This is a genomic window from Rhizobium acaciae (assembly GCF_025941625.1).
Lineage (GTDB): Bacteria > Pseudomonadota > Alphaproteobacteria > Rhizobiales > Rhizobiaceae > Rhizobium > Rhizobium acaciae.
The window spans coordinates 163,128-183,348 of the sequence record NZ_JAPCZO010000014.1; the positions used below are offsets into that span (position 1 = coordinate 163,128).

Below are 20,221 nucleotides of genomic sequence, written 5' to 3' on the forward strand. Positions count from 1 at the left end.
CCTTTACTACCTCCTCCGCCGTATCAGGGCATCGACTACGGCAACGCCACGCCCTTCGGGAAGAACCATCAATGGATTAATGTCCAGTTCCTCCAGGGATGCCGCGTTCTTTACGACATAATCTGCCGTTGCTGAGACAGCACCGACAGCGGCTTCGAGATCGCCTTTTGGCCGCCCGCGATAGCCATAGATCAATTTTGCAAGTTTGAGACGCGAAATTGCCGCGTGAATGTCGGTTTTCGTCGCCGGAAGGGGCAAGATGATGGAATCTTCAAGCAATTCAACGAAGATTCCGCCCGCTCCAAGGGTGAGCGACAATCCGAAGACAGGGTCGCGGATGGCGCCGACAATGAGCTCGGCGACCGGTGGATCGATCATTTTCTCGACGAGATAACCGGCATTCGGCGGCATTGTCGCCGCCGCATTCGACACGGCCTTAATATCCTTCAGGTTGAGTACGACGGCCCCAGCCTCGGTCTTGTGCGCAATGCCGAGCGCTTTCAGCACGACGGGAAAACCGAGCCGCTCGGCCTGCTCGGCCGCTTGACCGGGAGTGGGGGCCAACAGCCCTCGCGGAATTGGAAGGCCGAAGGCGGCAAGCTCAGCCTTCGCATCGGCTTCAGTCAACGTCTCGATCTCGCCATCGATAGAGGACACATCGAGCAGCGGCAGGGGAGGCGGGCGATCCCACGCCTGGCCGATGCCGGCGGCGATTTCCGCTGCCGTGATGGCTTCGTCGATACCGCAGAAGGCAATAATGCCATTTGCCATCAGCCGATCGGCGATAGGCTCCGGCATGTTTTCCGGAAGGGTCGCCAGAAGGCCGGCCAGCGCACCGCTTGCGGCGGCAGCCACAATCACCGCGTCTGCCGTCATCGCCCATTCGGACGCATCGCAGCGGTCACCGCGCGGAAAATCGAGGACGACGAGATTAAGCGCATAGCCGCCCTCGAACATGGCGCTGAAGGCTTCGGTCTGGCGTGTGAGATCGCCCCATACGAAGGTGTGGTAATCGAGCGGATTGGACAACGTCACCATCTCGCCCAGAACGCGCCGCAGCCGTGGCAATTGTTGCGGCTTCAGCGCAGGGAATTCCACGTTGCGACCGACGGCAGCATCCGCCATCAGCGACGCCTCGCCACCGGAACAGCTCATCGACGAGATCGAATGGCTTGCGAGCGGACCGGCGACATGCAGCAGCTTCAGGGTTTCCAAGAGCGCCGGCAAGGTCTGGACACGGCCAAGACCAAGGCGGGCGAGCACGGCATCGGCGACGGCATCGCTGCCGGCGAGCGAGGCGGTGTGCGACACCGCCGCGCGTTTTGCCTGCTCGGACCTGCCGACCTTCAGCACGACGACCGGCTTTCTCGACCGCCGGGCAAGGGCGGCCAGGCGTTCGAGTGCGGCGAGATCGCCGAAGCCTTCGACATGAAGGCCGAGCGCCGTCACACGCGGGTCGTCGATCAATGCGCAGGCGACATCGGCAAGCGATGTCTGCGCCTGGTTGCCGGCCGTGACCACATAGGCGATCGGCACGCCGCGGGTCTGCATGGTCAGGTTGATGGCGATATTGGAGGACTGCGTGAGGATGGCGACGCCACGTTCGATACGCTGCATGCCATGCTGATCGGGCCAGAGCAGCGCACCGTCGAGACCGTTGATCAGCCCGTAGCAATTCGGCCCGAGGATCGGCATGTCGCCAGCCGCCGCCAAAAGGGCCTGCTGCAGCTCGGCGCCGTCGCCGAGTTCACCCGTCGCCTCGCTGAATCCCGATGCATAACAGACCGCGCCGCCGGCACCGACCTCAGAAAGGCTGCGGACGATCTCGACGGTCAGCGTCCTGTTGACGCCGACGAAGGCGGCATCCGGCGCCGAAGGCAGGTCGGAGACGGAACGATAGCAGGACCGCCCGAGAACCTCGTCGAGCTTCGGATGGACCGGCCAGATCTCGCCGGCAAATCCCATGCGGTCGCACTGCTCGATCACCCTGCGCGCCTCGCGGCCGCCGAAGACGGCGATCGTTTGCGGTCTGAGCAGGCGGTCGAGCGGGCGAGGCGTCATCGGCTCAAGCTCCCAAGGGTCTGAGCAGGTCGCGGCTGATGATATGCCGCTGGATTTCGGAGGTGCCGTCCCAGATGCGCTCGACGCGCGCATCGCGCCAGAAGCGGGCAAGCGGCAGGTCGTCCATCAGGCCCATGCCGCCAAAGATCTGGATCGCTTCATCGGTGACCCGGGCCAGCATTTCGGAAGAGTAAAGCTTGGCCGAAGCGATCTGCCGGTCTGCGGAGAGGCCGGCATCGAGCCGCCAGGCGGCGGCGAGTGTCAGCCAGTCGGCCGCGTCGATCTCGGTGATCATATCGGCGAGCTTGAACGACACGCCCTGATTGGCGCCGATCGGCTTACCGAACTGCTTGCGCTCGGCGGCATAAGGCAGCGTCATGTCGAAGACGCGCCGTGCCCGGCCGACGCAGGTGGCGGCCACCGTCAACCGCGTGCCATAGAGCCATTGATTGGCGATTTCGAAGCCTCGATGCATCTCGCCAAGTACCTGGCTTGCCGGAATCCGGCAATCGGTGAAGCTGAGCGTTGAGTTGTGGTAGCCGCGATGAGAAACGGAATCGTAGCCCTTGAGGATTTCGAAGCCCGGCGTGCCGCGATCAACCAGGAAGGCGGTGATCTTCTTCTTGATGCCCTTCGGCGTTTCCTCCTCGCCCGTTGCGGCAAAGACGATGACGAAATCGGCGACATCGGCATGCGAAATGAAGTGTTTCGTACCGTTGAGAACGAAATCGCTGCCGTCGCGGCGGGCGGCGCATTTCATGCCGCGCATATCGGAACCGGCGTCCGGTTCAGTGATGGCAAGCGCATCGATCTTCTCGCCGCGCACTGCGGGCAGGAGGTAGCGCTCTCGCTGCTCGCCCTCGCAGGCCATCAGGATGCCGGAGGGCCGGCCGAAGAAAACCGTCAGCCCCAGGGAACCGCGCCCGAGCTCCCGCTCGACCAGCGTGAAGGTGAGATGGTCGAGGCCGGCGCCGCCGACTTCTTCGGGGAAATTACAGGCGTAGAAGCCGAGATCGATGCATTTGCGCCGGATCTCGTCCCCCAGTTCCGCCGGGACGATGCCGCTACGCTCGACCTCGTTCTCATGCGGATAGATTTCGGTTTCGACGAAGGCGCGGACCGTCTCGACGATCATTTCCTGTTCTTCGCTCAGTCCGAAATCCATGCCGATCCTCCTACCGTTTCTGGCCGACGTGACGGCCGACGCCTTCAGGCGCGACCAAATTTGCATGCGCTTCGGCGATCGCCTTGACCTTGTCGAGAATGACGGCCGGCGCCGGTGTGGCCTTGCCGGCCTTGCTGTCGACATGCAGTAACATGTGCTCGGCGGTTGCCAGAGCCTCGCCCGTCTCCGTGTCGTACAGAGTGTGGAAGACATGCAGCCGCTTCTCGTCGACGGAGAGGATCTGGCAGGTCGAATGGATCGCCTGGCCGAGCTTCGCCTCGCCGAGATGGCGGATATGGGTTTCCACCGTGTAATAGCTCTGCCCCGCCTCGACATAGGCGAGATCGACGCCGATGAGGCGCAGCAATGCGTCCGATGTATCGCCGAAAACCTGCAGATAGCGGTGCTCGGTCATATGGCCGTTATAGTCGACCCAGGCAGGGCCGACTTTCGTCTCGACGAGCCTCAGCGGCTTCGACGGGTCGAAAGACGTGGCCGCCCTTCCGCCTTGCGCCCAGAGCGATTGCTCGAAGTCCTTCAGCAGCTTGCCGGCGCCCCAGCCCTTGCCGCCATCGCCGCCCTTGAGGGCCTGCAGGATGCCGACGAGATTTTCGTCGCGGATGCGTTCGAGCTCGCGGATCGACAGGCCGGCCGCCTGTTCGTCGGATTGCCGGCCGATCTTTTCGATCAGCGCATCGTCGAGATCAACGACATCGGTGAGCTTGGTCCAGGGCCAGGCGAGGCAGGGACCAAACTGGGCGAGGAAGTGGCGCATGCCGGCCTCGCCGCCGGCAATGCGATAGGTCTGGAACAGGCCCATCTGCGCCCAGCGCAGGCCAAAAGAGTAGCGGATGACATCATCAAGCGTCTCGACAGTGCAGATATCGTCGTGGATCAACCACAAGGCCTCGCGCCAGAGCGCTTCGAGCAGCCGGTCGCCGACAAAGGCCTCGATCTCCTTGGCGATGTGGACGCCCTTCATGCCGATCGGCGCCAGTCTTTCCATCGCCGCCCGGATGGTCGCCGCCGAGGTTTTTTCGCCGCCGACGATTTCGACGAGCGGCAGCAGATAGACGGGATTATAGGGGTGAGCGACGAAGAGGCGTTCGGGATGCTTCATGTCGCGCTGCAGATCGGTCGGCAGCAGGCCTGAAGTGGAAGAGCCGATCAGGGCGTCCGGCCGTGCTGCGGCGTCGATTTGCGTTAGCACACCGCGCTTAAGGTCGAGCCTTTCGGGCACGCTTTCCTGAATCCAGTCGGCGCCGGCAACAGCCTCTTCCAGCGTCGTGCAGAAGCTCAGCCTGCCGCGCGGCGGCAGGGGTGCTCCGGTCAGCATGGCATAGGCTTTTTCGGCGTTGGCGAGCACTTCGCCGACGATGCGGCTCGCCTCCGGATGCGGATCGAACACGTTCACGTCAATGCCGGCCAGCAGAAACCGCGCGATCCATCCGCCGCCAATGACGCCGCCGCCGATACAAGCCGCCTTGTTGATCCCTGTCATGCCGTCCTCAGCGCTTCGTCAGTTTGAGTTTCTTGCGAACGTCTTCCGGACCGATGATCCGGGCACCCATGCCCTCGACCACCTGCACGGCCTTTTCGACGAGCTGCGCATTGGTGGCGAGTTGGCCCTTGCCGACAAAGAGGTTGTCCTCCAGGCCGACGCGCACGTTGCCGCCGGCCAGAACGGCCGCCGCCGGATAGGCCATGGCGTTGCGGCCGATCGAAAAGGCGGAAAAGGTCCAACTCTTCGGCACGTTGTTGACCATCGCCATGAAAGTGTTGAGATCGTCGGGCGCGCCCCATGGAATGCCGATGCAGAGCTGGATCAGCACCGGGTCTTCGATCAGGCCCTCCTCGGCAAGCTGCTTGGCAAACCAGAGATGGCCGGTGTCGAAGGCCTCGATCTCCGGCCGCACGCCGAGATCCGTCATCTTCTTCGCCATCGCCCGCAACATGGCCGGCGTGTTGGTCATGACATAGTCGCCGAGATTGAAGTTCATCGTGCCGCAGTCGAGCGTGCAGATTTCGGGCAGACATTCGGCGACATGGCCGACGCGCTCGGTGGCGCCGGCCATGTCAGTCCCCTTGGGGTTAAGGGGAAGGGGGCTCTCGACATTCCCGAAAATCAGATCCCCGCCCATGCCGGCGGTGAGATTGAGAACGACGTCGACATCGGCCGAGCGGATGCGGTCGGTGACTTCCTTGTAAAGGTCATTGCGGCGGCTGGCAGCACCCGTTTCCGGATCGCGGACATGGCAGTGAACGACCGCAGCACCGGCCTTTGCCGCGTCGATGGCGGAATCGGCGATCTGCTTGGGAGTGATCGGCACGTGGCTGGATCTGGAAACCGTGTCGCCGGCGCCGGTAACGGCGCAGGTGATGAAAACATCGCGGTTCATCGCAAGAGGCATGTTTTTGTTCTCCCTCGTCTTGTCCGCATTACGCGACAGGATGGATGGCGATGCGTTGCAATTTCGGAAGTAATCGATACATTATCGGAACTCGAGGGAGGTGGCTTTGCTGCAGCGATCGACGGAACGGCTCGATATCGACCTTCTCGTCCTGCCGGATGCGAACCTGATCCTGATCGCCTCGGTCATCGAGCCGCTGCGCGGTGCCAACCGCATTTCCGGCAGCGAACTCTATCGCTGGCGGCTGCTGACGCCGGACGGAGCGCCGGTCCTGACCACCAGCAATATTGCCGTGCCCGCGCAAGGCGCTTTCAAGGCGACGACCGAGGATGCACCGCTGTTCGTGCTGGCCAGCTACAACTGGCGCCGCAGCGCGACGCCGGCGCTGAAGATGCAGCTCTCCCAGGCCGCCCGCTATCGCACGGTGATTGCCGGCATCGAGTCTGGCACATGGCTGCTGGCCGAAGCCAGCCTGCTCGACGGACTGCCGGCGACTGTCCACTGGGAGGACTACGAGGATTTTGCGCTGGCTTATCCCGAGGTGCGGGCCGTCAAGGATCGTTTCGTCATCGACGGCAAGCGGCTGACGACTTCGGGTTCGCTTCCGACCGTCGACCTGATGCTGGAGGTAATCCGGCAACGGCAGGGCTATTCACTGGCGCTCGAGGTCAGCCGGCTGTTCCGTTACGAGCAGCCTTCCTTCCATGCCGATGAGCCTCTTTCCGCAGCCTCAGCCGGGTTGCGCGTGCACGATCCCCGCGTGACGCAGGCAGTACGGCTGATGGAGGAGCATATCGAGCAGCCTCTGGTCCTGGCGCGGCTGGCCCGCCGGGTGGGCATCAGCGCCCGGCATCTGCAGGATCTCTTCCAGCAGAGCATCGGCGCGCCGCCGCATGTGCATTATCTGGCGCTGCGCCTGAATGCGGCGCGCCGCAAGGTGATCGAGACGACAGCCTCCTTCGCCGACATCGCGGCGGCAACCGGCTTCAACTCCGCCTCAGCCTTTGCGCGAAGCTATAGGGCGAGTTTTTCCGAGAGCCCGTCCGAGACCCGGCGCCGCTTGCGCCGCCGCATCACGTCATCGCAGGTGCTGGGATAGGCTGGAACGCGTCCCTTATCATTTCAGCAAGTTCCCGGACGGCTTCGCTGGAACGGTAGGTGCTTCGGCGGAGCACGACCTTGGAGGAATCGACCGGCGGGAAACCGTCTTCCGCGGTCAGCTCCCGGCAGCCGGGCGGTATGTTACTGCGGGAAAGCGTGGTGACGGCAAGGCCGGCGATCACGGCATTCTTCAGCCCCGAGCCGGTATCGGCGATGAAGGCGATCCGGTAGTTGCGGCCGATCTGCTCCAGCGACCGGAGCGCAAAATCGCGCGACCAGGTGGAGTTGCGATAGGTCGCAATCGGCAGGGGATCGATGTCGTGCAGCCGGTGGACCATCGACGTCACCCAGACTGTGGGATCAATGCAGATGACCTCGCCTTTGGTCTCATCGCTCCAGTCGAAAACGACGGCCAGATCGAGTTCGTCTCGCTCAAGGGCGGCGAGGTTGCGGACGGTGTAGTCGCAGGACACGGTAACCTCGACGGCCGGGTGGCGTACGGCGAAAGCCGCAAGGGCTGCCGGCAGCACCGTCTGGCTGTATTCCTCGGGAATTCCGATGCGCACCGGTCCATCCAGCGGTTTGCTGCGGATCGTCGCTGCGGCCTCGCTCAATAGATCGATGATCCGGCGGGCGTAAGGCACGAGCTGTATGCCTGGGCGCGTGAGCAGCACGCCGCGGGCGCCCCGCTCGAAAAGCGTTTCGCCGATCGTCTCCTCAAGCCTCTTGATCTGGCTGCTGACGGCCGATTGCGTCCGCCCGATGCGTTGGGCGGCGGCCGAGAAATTGGAGGTTTCGGCAACGACCAGGAAGGTTCTCAGCAGGTCGCTTTCAATCGGCTCGTGCATCGGAATAGCCATAGAAAAAATCGATGGCAGTCATCTGTACTATTCGTTTGTCTGATGTCAATTCTTCACGCACAAATGAGCCGCGTTCGACTTCCTTCTTTGAGAATATCTGCGTGACCATTGAAAATCCGGCCAGACGCCTCGCAGGCAGCGAGCACGAGAAGGGTGTGCTTCTCATCATTGCCGCGACGCTTGCCTGGAGCGCGAGCGGTGTTTATTCGCGGCTGCTGACCACCGACGTATGGACGGCGATCGCCTGGCGGTCGTTGTTCGGCGGCTTGTTCCTGCTGATCCCCTGCCTTTTCCTCGAAGGGGGCATCTCGCGGCAGCAATGGCGTTCCGTCTTCCATCCGTCCGGACTTGCCATGATCGCATGCCAGACCTTCAGTCAGGTATGCTTCATCGGGGCGCTTTACATGACCACCGTCGCCAATGTGACGATGATCTATGCGACCGCGCCTTTCATCGCAGCCCTGCTCGGCTGGGTCATCCTCAGGGAGAGGGTCTCCAGGCGGACGCTGATTGCCGGCGGCATCTCGCTCTTCGGCGTTGCGGTGATCGTCGCCTCGTCGATCGGCGGCGGCACCGGTTGGGGCGACCTGCTGGCGCTCGGCATGACGGCGTCCTTTGCGCTCGTCATCATCATTCCGCGCATCAATCCCGGCGTGCCGAGCCTGCCTCCGACCGTCGTCAGCGCCTTCCTGACGCTGGCCATCTTTGCCCCGTTCGGTTCGGTCGGCTCGCTCGACCTGCACAACTGGATCGTTCTCGCCGCCTTCGGTGCGACCAATTTCTCCCTGGCGCTCGTGCTCTTCCTTGCCGGGGCGAAACGAATGCCGCCGGCGGAAGCGGCGCTGATCGGCACGATGGAAATCGTGCTCACGCCCTTCTGGGTCTGGCTGCTGTTTTCCGAGCAACCGCCCGTCGCCACCTTTTTCGGCGGCGCGATCATCCTCGGCGCCGTGCTCTGGCACACGGCCATCGACGTCAACCGCAGCCGCCGGCCGCATCGCGCCTAAAGCCTTTCAGGCGGCGATCAAATCTTCCCGGACGATCCGGAAAACCGCCGCATTCGCGGGATCAATTATTTCCGCTACGCAGCGCTATTGCGACTTTGCCGACTGTCGTCTTTGGGTTGCGCCCATGTCGCTTTCTTGATCGCTGTTTTCCGTCAGGCATGGTTTGTTTGTGGTGTTCAAGGCGCTATCTCGCAAACTGGCGAAATGAACCGATATCCTGTGTTGTGGACACCGGGCTGCAGAGGAGGCAGGCCGGAGGGAAGGTTGCCATCGACTGCATCGGTTGCAGATCGAGGCATTCAAACAAGTGGGAGGAATCCATGAGCAAAAATAGAGGCGTCGTTTATCTCCGGCCGGGCAAGGTCGAAGTCCGCGACATCGACGATCCGAAGCTGGAAGCGCCCGACGGCCGCCGCATTGAACACGGCGTCATCCTGAAGGTGATCTCGACCAATATCTGCGGATCCGATCAGCATATGGTCCGCGGCCGCACGACGGCGATGCCTGGCCTGGTCCTCGGTCATGAAATCACCGGCGAGATCATCGAGAAAGGCATCGACGTCGAGATGCTCGACATCGGCGATATCGTCTCGGTGCCTTTCAATGTCGCCTGCGGCCGTTGCCGCTGCTGCAAGTCTCAGGATACCGGTGTCTGCTTGACGGTAAACCCGGCCCGCGCCGGCGGTGCTTACGGTTATGTCGACATGGGCGGCTGGATCGGCGGACAGGCGCGCTACGTCACTATCCCCTATGCAGATTTCAACCTGCTGAAAATCCCCGATCGGGACAAGGCAATGGCGAAGATCCGCGATCTGACCATGCTCTCCGACATACTGCCCACCGGCTTCCATGGCGCAGTGCGTGCAGGCGTTGGGGTCGGCTCGACCGTCTATATCGCCGGCGCCGGCCCGGTCGGCCTTGCGGCTGCGGCTTCGGCTCGCATTCTCGGCGCTGCAGTCGTGATGATCGGTGATTTCAACAAAGACCGTCTGGCGCATGCGGCAAAGGTTGGTTTCGAGCCGATCGACCTGTCGAAGAGCGACCGTCTTGGCGACATGATCGCGCAGGTCGTCGGCAGCAACGAAGTGGACAGCGCCATCGATGCGGTCGGCTTCGAGGCACGCGGCCACTCGGGCGGGGAACAGCCGGCGATCGTGCTCAATCAGATGATGGAGATTACCCGTGCCGCGGGTTCGATCGGCATTCCCGGCCTCTACGTCACCGAGGATCCGGGCGCCGTCGACAACGCCGCCAAACACGGCAATCTTTCGCTCCGCTTCGGCCTCGGATGGGCCAAGGCACAGTCCTTCCACACCGGCCAGACTCCAGTGATCAAATATAATCGTCAACTCATGCAGGCGATCCTCCACGACCGGCTGCCAATTGCCGATATCGTCAACGCCAAGGTCATCCCGCTTGACGATGCCGCCAATGGTTATGAGAGCTTCGACCAGGGAGCGGCGACGAAATATGTCCTCGATCCGCACGGAGAGGTGGCGAAAGCCGCATAGCGATTACGACTGAGGACTTTACCTTATAGGAATGGCCGGCGGAAAACCGGCCATTCAGCATTCACCACATGACAATTTGCTTGACGAACTACTGGATGCTGAACGGGAAATATTTTGCATTGATCATGTCGTAGGTTCCGTCCGCCTTGATGCTCTTCAGCGCTTCGTCCAGGCGCGTCAGACGCTCCTTATCATCCAGGCGCAGCGCGATACCGGCACCCTCACCGAAGTATGTTACGTCGACCAGATCCGGCCCTTTGAACTCGCAGCAGTTTCCTGCCTTGGTGTTGGCAATCCAGTCATAGATGGCGAGTTTATCCTCGAGGATAATGTCGACGCTCCCATCCGCCAGACCCTTGTACAATTCGGGGGAAGACCGAAAAACCGTCTTTTTCATCTCCGGATAGAGATGGTTGGCAAAGGATTCCTGCGCTGTCGACGACGTCACCCCAAGTTTTTTGTCGCTGAGGGCGGCGGGGCTGATGTCGTTGATCGACGAGTCCTTGCGAACGATGAACACCGACGGGCTGTTGTAGTATTTTTCAGTGAAGGCAACCTTTTGACGCCGCTCAAGGCTCATCGACATGGATGAGATGATCACGTCATATTTGTCGGCAACGAGATTGGGAATGATGTCGTCCCACTTCTCGATGATGAATTGGCATTCGAACTTGCCAACCTCGCACAGCGCATTGGCAATATCGATATCGAAGCCCTGAAGCTTGTTATTTGCATCGAGATAGTTGAAGGGCGGAAATGCACCTTCGACGGCAATTCTCATCGGCGTGCGATCTTGCGCAGCCACCTCGAGCGGCGAGGCCGCTAAAAAGATGCCGATCCCGCCCGCCATCAGCGCTCCGCGCAATATAGTCTGAATGGATATGCGCAACATCGTCGGGAGCTCCTTAGGGCATAGTCGATCGCGCGCCATAGTGGGTCACAGCTTTTAATTCTACGTGAACGCTTCTTTGTTAGCGTCGACGAATGCGCCCGAGTCGTGGTGTTCAGGGGTCTACGCTTGCACATCGTTCTTCCTTCCAGCTCCAACACGTTTCAGCAATCCTGGATCGCTTCGGGAAGAATTCTGTTTCTTATTGCCATCAGCGGGCTTGGAGCGATCGGACTTGTCGTGCTTTCGGCGCTCTGGGCAGGAACCGAGAGCGACGCCGCCGCCCTTGATCGGCAGCGTCAGCTTGTGAACGCCCGCCTGCGGGAACAGGTCGATCAAGTCGCCCATGTTATCGGCCAGTTCGGCAACGGTTACCTTACACGTGTTTATCCGGCGGCCCGGTCGACCGGAGGATCCTCCAGCCTCGATGCCGTTCTGACGGCGGCGGCCGGGAGTGCGATCAGCCAGACCGCAATGTCCGCCTTCGGCTACGATCAGGCCTTTGTCGTCGACGAGAAGGCGCAACTGCTCATGCTGGCGGATGCGAAAACGGAAAAGCGTTATCGCTGGATGAAGCCTCTCCTCTTGCCTCTCCTTCAGGATGCCCGCCTTGGGGTGAGACACGGCACGGTTTCCAACGAACGAACGCCGTCCTCGATGGAAAGCCGCGTTGCGAATGCCGCCCGTTCCAACCGGGCGCTGGCCAATCTGATGCGGCTGGAAGGTCGACCGACGATCGTTGGCGTCGTCGCCATCAACGAGGCCACTCAGAGGCAGCAGCAGCCGATGCGGCAATTCCTGATCGTCGTGCGCTTTATCGATGGTGCGGCGCTGGATGAATTGAGCCGGCAACAGGGCCTCAATGGCGCCCGATTCGCGCGCACGGCCGATGCGGACGAAAACGAGGTTGCGTTCCAGATCGATGCCACGGCAAACGGCGAACCGATCGGCTTCATCGTATGGCGGCCGGATCTTCCAGGTTCGAGGGTGATCGGCCGATTGATGCCGGCGCTTTCGATTGCCGCCCTGGTGATCGCGATCCTGTTCTCGGTCCTGCTGGTTCGCCTGCGAAGCAGTCTCGGCGAGTTGAAAAAAAGCGAGCTGCATGCGAGGCAGCTTGCCTTGCATGATGTACTGACCGATCTTCCCAACCGCGCTTTGTTCGCGATGAGGTTCGACGAGTGCCTGGCCGAGACGCAGAATTCGACCGAGCGCTCGGCAGTCGCGCTTCTCGACCTCGACCGCTTCAAAGCGGTGAACGACACGTTCGGCCATGCCGCCGGCGATGAACTCATCAGGATGGCTGCGGAGCGGATCCGCTCCCAGCTTCGTCCGGGCGACACGCTTGCCCGGCTCGGAGGGGACGAATTCGCCCTGCTTCTCCGGGACATCAAAGATCATGACCATGTTTTGCCGGCAATCTGCGAAGCGATCGTTGCCGAACTTGGCAAGCCCTTCCCGCTTTTGAGGGGCGAGGCGGTCGCGCGCGTCGGCGGCTCGATCGGCGTGACCGTCGTGCCCGATGCCGGCCGGAATGCCGATGACATCATGCGCTACGCCGACGTCGCGCTATACGAGGCAAAAGTGGGAGGCAGAGGCCAGTGGCGTCTCTATTCACCGTCCATGGACGGCGGGCGGAATGCGCGCGACATTCTCAAGAACGAATTGCGGGAAGTTCTGGCCAAAGACACGGCCTCATCCGCCGACGGTCCGCAATCCGATCCGATTGTAAACAGATCGGACTTCGGATCGCTTGAGGTCTATTACCAAACGGTACATCGCGCTGAGGCAGGATACGCGGCGTCGGGCGCGGAGGCTCTGGTGCGTTGGCGTCACAGCCAGCGCGGCCTCTTGACGCCGGCCAGCTTCATCCCTGTCGCCGAGGAGGGCGGCCTCATCGACGCTCTCGGTTTCTGGGTCTTGCGCGAAGCCTGCAGAGCCGCCCGCGAATGGCCGGAAGACACGTTTGTTGCGGTCAACGTGTCTCCCGCCCAGTTGAGAAGACCAAATTTCGCCGAGGAAGTCTTCGCCGTGCTTGAGGAGAGTGGCCTGCAGCCGTCCCGGCTTGAGCTCGAGCTCACCGAGTCCTCGCTCATCGAGGACAACTCGGATGTCTATACGGTGCTGAAGTTGCTGCGCAGCCGGGGTGTTCAGGTTTCGCTCGACGATTTCGGAACCGGCTTTTCATGCCTCAGCCATCTGGTGCGCTTCGATATCGACCGCATCAAGATCGATCGTTCGTTCGTCTCGCAGCTCGGCACCAGAGCCAACGGGGCGGCAATCATCGGCGCCATCGTCGCGCTCAGCCGCAACCTCGGTATCTCGACGACGGCCGAAGGGGTCGAAACCGAATATCAACGCGACTTTCTGGCCGCCCTCGGCTGTACCGACCTCCAAGGTTACTTCTTCTCCAAACCGGTTCCTCTTGGCGACCTTGATAGTTTCCAGAAAGCTGAAAGCGCCGGGTTACTTTCGACCGCTCCAGGCGCCGTTGCCTGAGAGGCTTTTGATCTTTCGCCAGGAACTTTCGCCTCACGCGGCGGTTGACGCCCGAAGACCGGATGGAGGATCTGATGGGCGAGGTCGGGGAGTGGCGGCACCTTTGCGTCGACATGCAGCGGATGTTTGCCGAAGACACGCCGTGGCACGTTCCCTGGATGGCACGGGTCTCTCCCCAGATCGAAGAGCTGGCCGGGCGGCATCCATCCCGAACGATCTTTACCCGCTTCCTGCCACCCGAGCGTGCGGACGACATGCCGGGGAAATGGCGGGATTATTACCGGAAATGGTGGATGATGACGGGCGAACATCTTCCGCGCGGCCTCATCGATCTCGTTTCATCGCTGGCATCGCTGGTTCCGCCGGCAAGGCACTTCGACAAACGCACCTATTCGCCTTGGATCGACGGCCGCCTACATCCGATCCTTCAGTCGGAGCGGGTCGACACGCTTGTGATAACGGGCGGTGAAACGGATATCTGCGTGCTTGCCACGACGCTCGGCGCGATCGATCTCGGCTATCGTGTCATCGTCCTGAGAGACGCCGTGTGCAGCGGCGCCGACGATACGCATGACGCGTCGCTGGAACTTCTGCAGGATCGGTTTTCCGTGCAGCTCGAACTCATGGAGACCGAAGAATTTTTGAGCGAGGTTGGCTAGAGCCTCGTGTGGCGATACAGCCTTCGCAGCAATACTGCTCATCGCCACGAATGACATGGAGATGACCGAGAGGTTGGCCTTAACGTTTGCCGATCGAGGGACTAAACACCATGAGGCTCAGAATCTCAAAGAGCACTTGTGCTGCGGCGTGCGCTGTGTTGGTCGTTGCGTCATATTGCGGGGCAACTTCGACGACATCGCCGCCCACCAGGTTTATCCCTTTCAGCCCGCGTATCAGTTCAAGGACTTCACGCGTGGTCAATCCACCGACCTCGGGCGTGCCCGTGCCAGGCGCAAAGCTCGGATCGAGGCTGTCGACGTCGAAGGAAAGATAGGTGGGGCCGTCGCCGACGATGGATTTTGCCTTGGCAATGACGGCAGGAATCCCCATCCCGCTGATGTCCTCTGCGTGGATCACGGTCATTCCCGAGGCATAGGAGAATTCCCACAAATATTCCGCCGAACCACGGATGCCAATCTGGATCGTCCTTGTCGGATCAAGCACGCCGTCCAGCACCGCATTGCGGAACGGCCCGCCGTGATGAAACTTCGTCTGATCGAAAGCGCCGCTTGTATCGCAATGGGCATCAATATGAATGAGGCCGACCGGTTGCTGCCGGCCGATGGCCTTCAAAATCGGGTGGCTGATGGAATGATCGCCGCCGACGGAAAGCGGGGCAACGCCGGCATCGACGATCTGGCCGATGCGCTTTTCGATGTCGTCATGGCTGAGTTCCAGCCGGTAACGGCTTTGGAACTGGACATCGCCGATATCGGCGACCCGAAGATCGAAGACCGGCGCTGTGGCGAGAACGTGATTGTAGGGGCCGATCCTTTCGATGGCGCGAAGTGCTCTCGGTCCGAAACGCGAGCCCGGGCGATTGGTGACGCCAAGATCCATGGGGATCCCGGTAATCGCAACCTGGAGATTGCCGAAGTCCGGATCCTCGGCCGCGATCTGCATGTAGGGTGCGCTGAGGAAAGTCGGTATTCCGGCATAGGGCGCCAGTCTCGTGCCGCTCTTGGAGATGATCTTCTCCGCCACTCTCCGAAACTTCTCATCGAATATCTCGCCGCCATTGGCGTCTGCAAATTCTGCGCGCAGCTGTTCGAGCCGCGTTTTGTCCCACACCATGCGCATGTGTCTCCGCTTCAGGTCTGTCTCGTCAGACAAAGAGGTTGAGAAAGCAATTGGTATCGTTGTAGCAATCGGTATCAAAGAGAAATCGACATGATCGCTGCAAAACCCAATACCCTCGTTGCCCGTCTCTCCGCCCCGCCCATTCCTTCCGTCGTCGCCTGGAGCCGCGAATACAAAGGAGAAAAAGGGCCGCTCATCGATCTGTCGCAAGCCGTGCCCGGCTATCCCGCGCATCCGGAGATGCTTCGACTTCTGGGCGAAGCGGCCGGGCAGCAGGCGATGACGGGATACGGGCCGATCGAAGGCGAACCTCTGTTGCGCAAGGCCTACGCGGCTCATCTTGCCGAGCTTTACGGTGCCAACCTTTCCGCCGGCAATATCCACATTACCGCCGGCTGCAATCAGGCGTTCATGTGTACGGCGATCGCGCTTGCGGGCGCGGGCGATACGGTGGCGCTGACCAATCCCTTCTATTTCAACTACGACACGACGCTGTCGATGCTGGGAATCGGGCGGCGATTGGTCGATTGCGATCCCGCCAATGGATTTCTTCCCGATCCGGCTTCGGCCGAGGCGGCCCTTGCGGCGGGCGCGAAGATGCTTGCCGTCGTGACACCCAACAATCCCACCGGGGCGGTGTATCCGCCGAGCCTACTGCATGAGCTTTTCGTTCTCTGCCGGAAATATGGCGCCTGGCTGGTTCTCGATGAAACCTATCGCGATTTCCTCGGCGAGAATTACGGACGGCCGCACTCTCTTCTCTCGGAGCCGGACTGGGAGGATACGCTCGTCCTTCTCTACAGCTTTTCGAAATCCTTCTGCATCCCCGGTCATCGGCTGGGTGCAATCACAGCAGGCCCCAAACTTGTCGCCGAGATCGCCAAGGTGATGGACAATATGCAGATCTGCGCACCGCGCTCGCCTCAGATCGCCGTTGCCTCGTCGATCCCGGCGCTCGCCGACTGGCGGGCTGGCAACCGGCTCGAGATCGCCCGCCGGGCGGATGCGTTGAGGCAGGTCTTTTCTGGGCTGCCGGATTGGGAAATCGGCGCGATCGGCGCCTATTTCGCCTTTGTCCGCCATCCCCACGCCGATCGAACGTCTTCCCAAGTTGCCGAAAAACTCGCCAAGGAATCCGGCATCGTCTGTTTGCCCGGCGCCTATTTCGGCGAAGGCCAGGAGCGTTACCTCAGACTTGCCTTTGCCAATGCGGATATCGCCTCGATCGGGCTATTGTCGGAGCGCCTTCGCTAGGTTGCGGCGATCGACGTCTGCCGGAAGTTCATGGTAGCCACCGCGCCAGTAAAGCAGCGGCCCTATGCCCTGCCGGATTTCGATCGCGCGGATATGCCCGACCAAGATTGCATGGGAATGATAGTGGAATGCGGTTTCGAGCTTGCAGTCCACGACCGTCAGGGCATTTTCAAGGGCGGCCGCGCCGGTCTTGAGGCGATACCATCCCGCATCGACGTAGCGTTCGGCGCCCTTTCGGCCGTCAAGGCCGGCAAAGGATTGCGCCACCTGCTGCTGGTCGGCGGCGAGCACGTTGACACAGAAGCAGCCGTACCGCTGCAGCGCCGGCCATGAGGAAGACGCTCGGTTGAGGCTGACGATGACGGACGGCAGCTCCGCCGAAAGCGAGGAGACCGACGTTGCCGTGAAGCCGGTGCGGTCTTTTCCATCGCCGACCGTAATCACGCTGACCGCACCCGCTAGATGACGCATCGAAAGCTTGAAGTCCGCTTCGCTGATCAAAGCCTCGACACTCATCGGGCTGGCTCTTGTGTTTTGGCAAAGCGATTGACAGGCATTGAAAGACCGAGGTTTTCGCGCAGGGTCTTGCCCTCGTATTCCTCGCGGAACAGCCCGCGGCGCCGAAGCTCGGGCAGCACAAGCCGCACGAAGTCGTCGAGGCTGGACGGCAAGGTCGGGAACATCAGGATGAAGCCGTCGGCCGCACGCGTCTCGAACCATTCCTCCATGTAGTCGGCGATCTGGGCCGGCGTGCCTGTGATGCCGTTTCCGGTATGCTTCTCGGCATAGTGCCGGATGAGTTCGCCGACGGTGCGGCCGCTTCTGACGAAATCGACCAGCTCGTCGAACAAGGCGCGTGATCCCTTCGGCGCCGCCGGCAGCCGATCCATGGGGAAGGGCTTGTCGAGAGCGACATCGCGCAGGTCCGCCTCGAGGAATTCGGAGAGCATCAGCCGGCCGACATCGGGATGCATCTTGTCGATCAGATAATCGACCTTCGCCTTTGCCTCGGCTTCGGTTTCACCGACGTTGATCACGATGCCCGGCATGATTTTCAGGTCGTCGGGATCGCGCCCAAAGGCCGGCATCCGGCGCTTGACGTTTTCGTAGAAGGCCCGGTTGCGGTCGATATTCGATGCAAGGCTGAAGACGATCTCGGCCGTGCGTGCCGCCATGTCCATTCCGGGTTCCGAGCCGCCCGCCTGGGCGATCACGGGACGGCCTTGGGGCGTCCGCGCGATGTTGAGGGGTCCGCGAACCTGGAAGTGCTTGCCTTTGTGATTGAGCGTGTGGTGCTTGTCCTTGTCATAGTAGACACCGTTTTCACGGTCGAGAAGCAGTGCGCCTTCCTCGAAGCTGTCCCAGAGGCCGAACACGACGTCGACGAACTCGTTGCCGCACTCGTAACGCAGCGCATGTGGGTCCAGCCCCTCGCGATTGAAGTTGTAGCCGGTTTCGTCGTGGTCTGACGTGACGACGTTCCAGCAGACGCGTCCCTTGCTCAGATGGTCGATCGAGGCGAACAGGCGCGCGACATTGTATGGCTCGTAGTAACTCGTCGAGACCGTCGCCACAAGACCGAGATCGTTGGTGGTGACCGCGAGAGCCGAAAGCAGCGAGAGGGGTTCGAAACGGTTCATCTTGGTCGGAATGCGGGCAAGCGCACTGGGATCGCCGACGGCAGCGGCAGGAGAATCCGCCATGAACATGAAATCGAACTTGGCTGCCTCGGATCGTTTGGCGACATCGAGCAGATGAGCGAAGTCGTTGGCGCCGTTGACGTCGCTTGCCGGATGCAGCCAGGAGGCGGGATGAAAGCCGAACGTATAGACGAAAGTCCCGAGTTTCATCTTGTCAGTTCGCGCCATCGAGCTCTCCTGCTATGTCGGCCACGCCGCCAACGGTGGAGGGCGACTGCGTAAATTATCGCCAGGCGCAAATTTTCATCAATATCGCGCAGCTGAGTTCCGTTTTAGTTTTTCTAAAGTGTTGACTTGGGAGCCGATGCCAAAGCCTGCTGACGGGAAATAGCGACGAGCCAATCGCGGAATTCGCGCCCGTGGGGCTTCTGCAAGGCCGCCCGATCCCAGGCGAGAAAATAGCTTTCGCGCAGTGCAATGCGCAGGTCGACGGGAATGACGAGGGTTTGCGCCTCGAGCTCATCTGATATCATCGACATTTGTGCGAGCACGACGCCGCGCTTGTTGACGGCGGCGTCAATCGCACTGCTCGACAGGGTGAAGGAAAGGCCCGGCGTTGACGCGTCGAAGGAGACGCCGGCCTTGGCGGCAAACTCCGCCCAGCTGGGATAGGGGGTGAAGTGCCGTTCCCACTCGACATGGAGGAGGGGTTGTTCAAAGAGGTCGCGCGCCGCATGTGCGCGATCGCGCATCAATGCCGGCGAGCAGGCTGGCACGACCCAATCGCGAAACAGCTCGGTATAATGTTCGTGCTGCAGCACGTCCGATCCGTAGCTGACGCGGAAATCGATATCGTCGAAGCCGATGCGGGGCTCTCTGTCGCGTCCGATGATCCTCACCTGCACGTCGGGATGAAGCGCCTGCCAGTCGAAGATGCGCCTGCCGATCCATTTGTTGACGACGGAGGAAAGCGCACTGAGAACCAATGCTGTCTCGTTGCGCGCCTTTTCCAGCAGTTGCCCGGCGAGCGCAAATTGCTCAAATCCCTTCGATATCTCCTGGTGGTAGAGCCGACCCCAGGCAGTCAGCTCGACGGTTCGTCCGCTACGCTCCAGAAGCGAAACGCCAAGGAAGCTTTCGATTTTGTGAACCTGCTGGCTGATGGCTCCCGGCGATACGTTGAGTTCCAGTGCCGCGGCCGTCACACCGCCGCAGCGCCCCACCGCCTCGAAGGCCTGCAAGCCCTTCAGCGGGATCGTCTTGAAGCGCTCATCGGTCACTTGCAGAACCTCTCGTGATTGGCGTCGAACTCAATTTGCTGCCGGATGAAACGTCCCTGCAAACTGGAACCGGTCGCCTGGATGGGTAAACTCGACATATGTCACCGTGCGGCCGTTCTGCCAGGTCTGGCGGATGAGGCTAAGGCAGGCCTCGCCCCTCTCCGTCTGCAGGATCCGGGCCGTCACGGTATCGGCCGAGACGGCACGAATGACGTGTTTGGCCTTGGACCAGGGCACTTGCTCAAGCAGCCATTTGCCGGGCGGGATCGAGGCGAAGCTCTCTTCTCTCGCCCCTGGCACGGCATCGAGCATGATGATCCGTCGCTCGATGGCATTCGGTCTGCCGTCGACGATATGCAGGCATTGAAGCCTGAGGACCTCTGCGTCGGCAGGCTCCGACAGCTGCTGCGCCTCCGCCTCTCCAAGGCGCTCGATCTTGCGGGCGAGGATTTCGAAGCGGTGCTCGTGCCCGGCCAGTTTCGCTTCGGTGCTGATATCCTGGATATCCATCACCGTGCGGTCGATCTGGGGCGATGCGACGAACGAACCGGTCTTGCGCCGTCTGACGATCATGCCTCGCTCGGCGAGCGCCGACAGCGCCTTGCTGACCGTCATCCGCGAGCATCGATATTCCGCTACCAGTTCGTGCTCGACGGGAATACGGTCACCAGGCCGCCAGGCGCCACTGATGATCTTCGCCTCGATATCCATGAAAATCCGCTGATAAATCGACACCAAGCCCG

Annotated in this window: 17 protein-coding genes; 6 read left to right on the top strand and 11 right to left on the bottom strand. The window is 61.4% G+C overall.

The features are described 5' to 3' along the window. Positions 1-6 precede the first annotated feature (6 nt). The 4 genes from OLZ32_RS22690 to OLZ32_RS22705 are packed head-to-tail and all read right to left on the bottom strand — an operon-like array spanning position 7 to position 5,637. On the bottom strand, positions 7-2,061 hold the full coding sequence (locus OLZ32_RS22690; protein WP_264422732.1) for an acetate--CoA ligase family protein: 2,055 nt from the start codon (positions 2,059-2,061) through the stop codon (positions 7-9). Positions 2,062-2,065: 4 nt separating this feature from the next. Continuing rightward, entirely contained in the window at positions 2,066-3,226 is a 1,161-nt protein-coding gene (locus OLZ32_RS22695; RefSeq protein ID WP_264422734.1) for an acyl-CoA dehydrogenase family protein, read from the bottom strand. Between the two features lie 10 nt (positions 3,227-3,236). Further along, positions 3,237-4,727, bottom strand: coding sequence for a carnitine 3-dehydrogenase (locus OLZ32_RS22700; RefSeq protein ID WP_264422736.1), 1,491 nt, complete (start codon positions 4,725-4,727; stop codon positions 3,237-3,239). 7 nt (positions 4,728-4,734) lie between these two features. Next, positions 4,735-5,637 (bottom strand): BKACE family enzyme, encoded by a 903-nt coding sequence (locus OLZ32_RS22705; protein ID WP_264422738.1) that lies wholly within the window; start codon positions 5,635-5,637, stop codon positions 4,735-4,737. 100 nt (positions 5,638-5,737) lie between these two features. On the opposite strand from OLZ32_RS22705, the gene OLZ32_RS22710 reads away from it, so the two are divergent. After that, positions 5,738-6,736 carry a GlxA family transcriptional regulator gene (locus OLZ32_RS22710; protein ID WP_264422740.1) on the top strand — a complete coding sequence of 333 codons (999 nt, stop codon included), beginning with the start codon at positions 5,738-5,740 and terminating at the stop codon, positions 6,734-6,736. Here the strand turns inward: OLZ32_RS22710 and OLZ32_RS22715 are convergent. Beyond that, positions 6,711-7,586, bottom strand: coding sequence for a LysR substrate-binding domain-containing protein (locus OLZ32_RS22715; RefSeq protein ID WP_026160386.1), 876 nt, complete (start codon positions 7,584-7,586; stop codon positions 6,711-6,713). The two genes, OLZ32_RS22710 and OLZ32_RS22715, sit on opposite strands and share 26 nt — an antisense overlap. Positions 7,587-7,699: 113 nt before the next feature. Between OLZ32_RS22715 and OLZ32_RS22720 the strand changes: the two genes are divergently transcribed. Further along, positions 7,700-8,605: a DMT family transporter gene (locus tag OLZ32_RS22720; RefSeq protein ID WP_264422743.1), complete on the top strand. Its 906-nt coding sequence runs from the start codon at positions 7,700-7,702 to the stop codon at positions 8,603-8,605. Positions 8,606-8,925: 320 nt separating this feature from the next. Continuing rightward, on the top strand, positions 8,926-10,116 hold the full coding sequence (fdhA, locus tag OLZ32_RS22725) for a formaldehyde dehydrogenase, glutathione-independent (protein WP_017992560.1): 1,191 nt from the start codon (positions 8,926-8,928) through the stop codon (positions 10,114-10,116). A gap of 88 nt (positions 10,117-10,204) precedes the next feature. Here the strand turns inward: fdhA and OLZ32_RS22730 are convergent, their stop codons facing one another. Then, a complete protein-coding gene (locus tag OLZ32_RS22730; protein WP_264398170.1) occupies positions 10,205-11,008 on the bottom strand; it encodes a transporter substrate-binding domain-containing protein in 804 nt (267 codons plus the stop codon). Between the two features lie 105 nt (positions 11,009-11,113). On the opposite strand from OLZ32_RS22730, the gene OLZ32_RS22735 reads away from it, so the two are divergent. Together OLZ32_RS22735 and OLZ32_RS22740 are read left to right on the top strand one after the other, a co-directional pair. Then, on the top strand, positions 11,114-13,504 hold the full coding sequence (locus OLZ32_RS22735; RefSeq protein ID WP_264422745.1) for a putative bifunctional diguanylate cyclase/phosphodiesterase: 2,391 nt from the start codon (positions 11,114-11,116) through the stop codon (positions 13,502-13,504). Positions 13,505-13,578: 74 nt separating this feature from the next. Beyond that, entirely contained in the window at positions 13,579-14,163 is a 585-nt protein-coding gene (locus OLZ32_RS22740; RefSeq protein ID WP_264422747.1) for a cysteine hydrolase family protein, read from the top strand. Positions 14,164-14,242: 79 nt separating this feature from the next. Here the strand turns inward: OLZ32_RS22740 and speB are convergent, their stop codons facing one another. Continuing rightward, positions 14,243-15,298: an agmatinase gene (gene speB / locus OLZ32_RS22745; protein ID WP_264422749.1), complete on the bottom strand. Its 1,056-nt coding sequence runs from the start codon at positions 15,296-15,298 to the stop codon at positions 14,243-14,245. A gap of 96 nt (positions 15,299-15,394) precedes the next feature. On the opposite strand from speB, the gene OLZ32_RS22750 reads away from it, so the two are divergent. Beyond that, positions 15,395-16,558 carry an aminotransferase gene (locus tag OLZ32_RS22750; protein WP_264422752.1) on the top strand — a complete coding sequence of 388 codons (1,164 nt, stop codon included), beginning with the start codon at positions 15,395-15,397 and terminating at the stop codon, positions 16,556-16,558. On the opposite strand, the gene OLZ32_RS22755 is transcribed toward OLZ32_RS22750, so the two are convergent. From OLZ32_RS22755 to hutC, 4 genes are all read right to left on the bottom strand, one after another. Beyond that, positions 16,535-17,074 (bottom strand): flavin reductase family protein, encoded by a 540-nt coding sequence (locus OLZ32_RS22755; RefSeq protein WP_264422754.1) that lies wholly within the window; start codon positions 17,072-17,074, stop codon positions 16,535-16,537. The two genes, OLZ32_RS22750 and OLZ32_RS22755, sit on opposite strands and share 24 nt — an antisense overlap. Then, positions 17,071-18,426 (bottom strand): LLM class flavin-dependent oxidoreductase, encoded by a 1,356-nt coding sequence (locus tag OLZ32_RS22760; RefSeq protein ID WP_264422756.1) that lies wholly within the window; start codon positions 18,424-18,426, stop codon positions 17,071-17,073. The genes OLZ32_RS22755 and OLZ32_RS22760 overlap by 4 nt, the downstream gene beginning before the upstream one ends. Before the next feature lie 113 nt (positions 18,427-18,539). After that, a complete protein-coding gene (locus OLZ32_RS22765; protein WP_264422758.1) occupies positions 18,540-19,478 on the bottom strand; it encodes a LysR substrate-binding domain-containing protein in 939 nt (312 codons plus the stop codon). A gap of 30 nt (positions 19,479-19,508) precedes the next feature. Then, positions 19,509-20,216 (bottom strand): histidine utilization repressor, encoded by a 708-nt coding sequence (hutC, locus tag OLZ32_RS22770; protein ID WP_264422760.1) that lies wholly within the window; start codon positions 20,214-20,216, stop codon positions 19,509-19,511. Positions 20,217-20,221 lie beyond the last annotated feature (5 nt).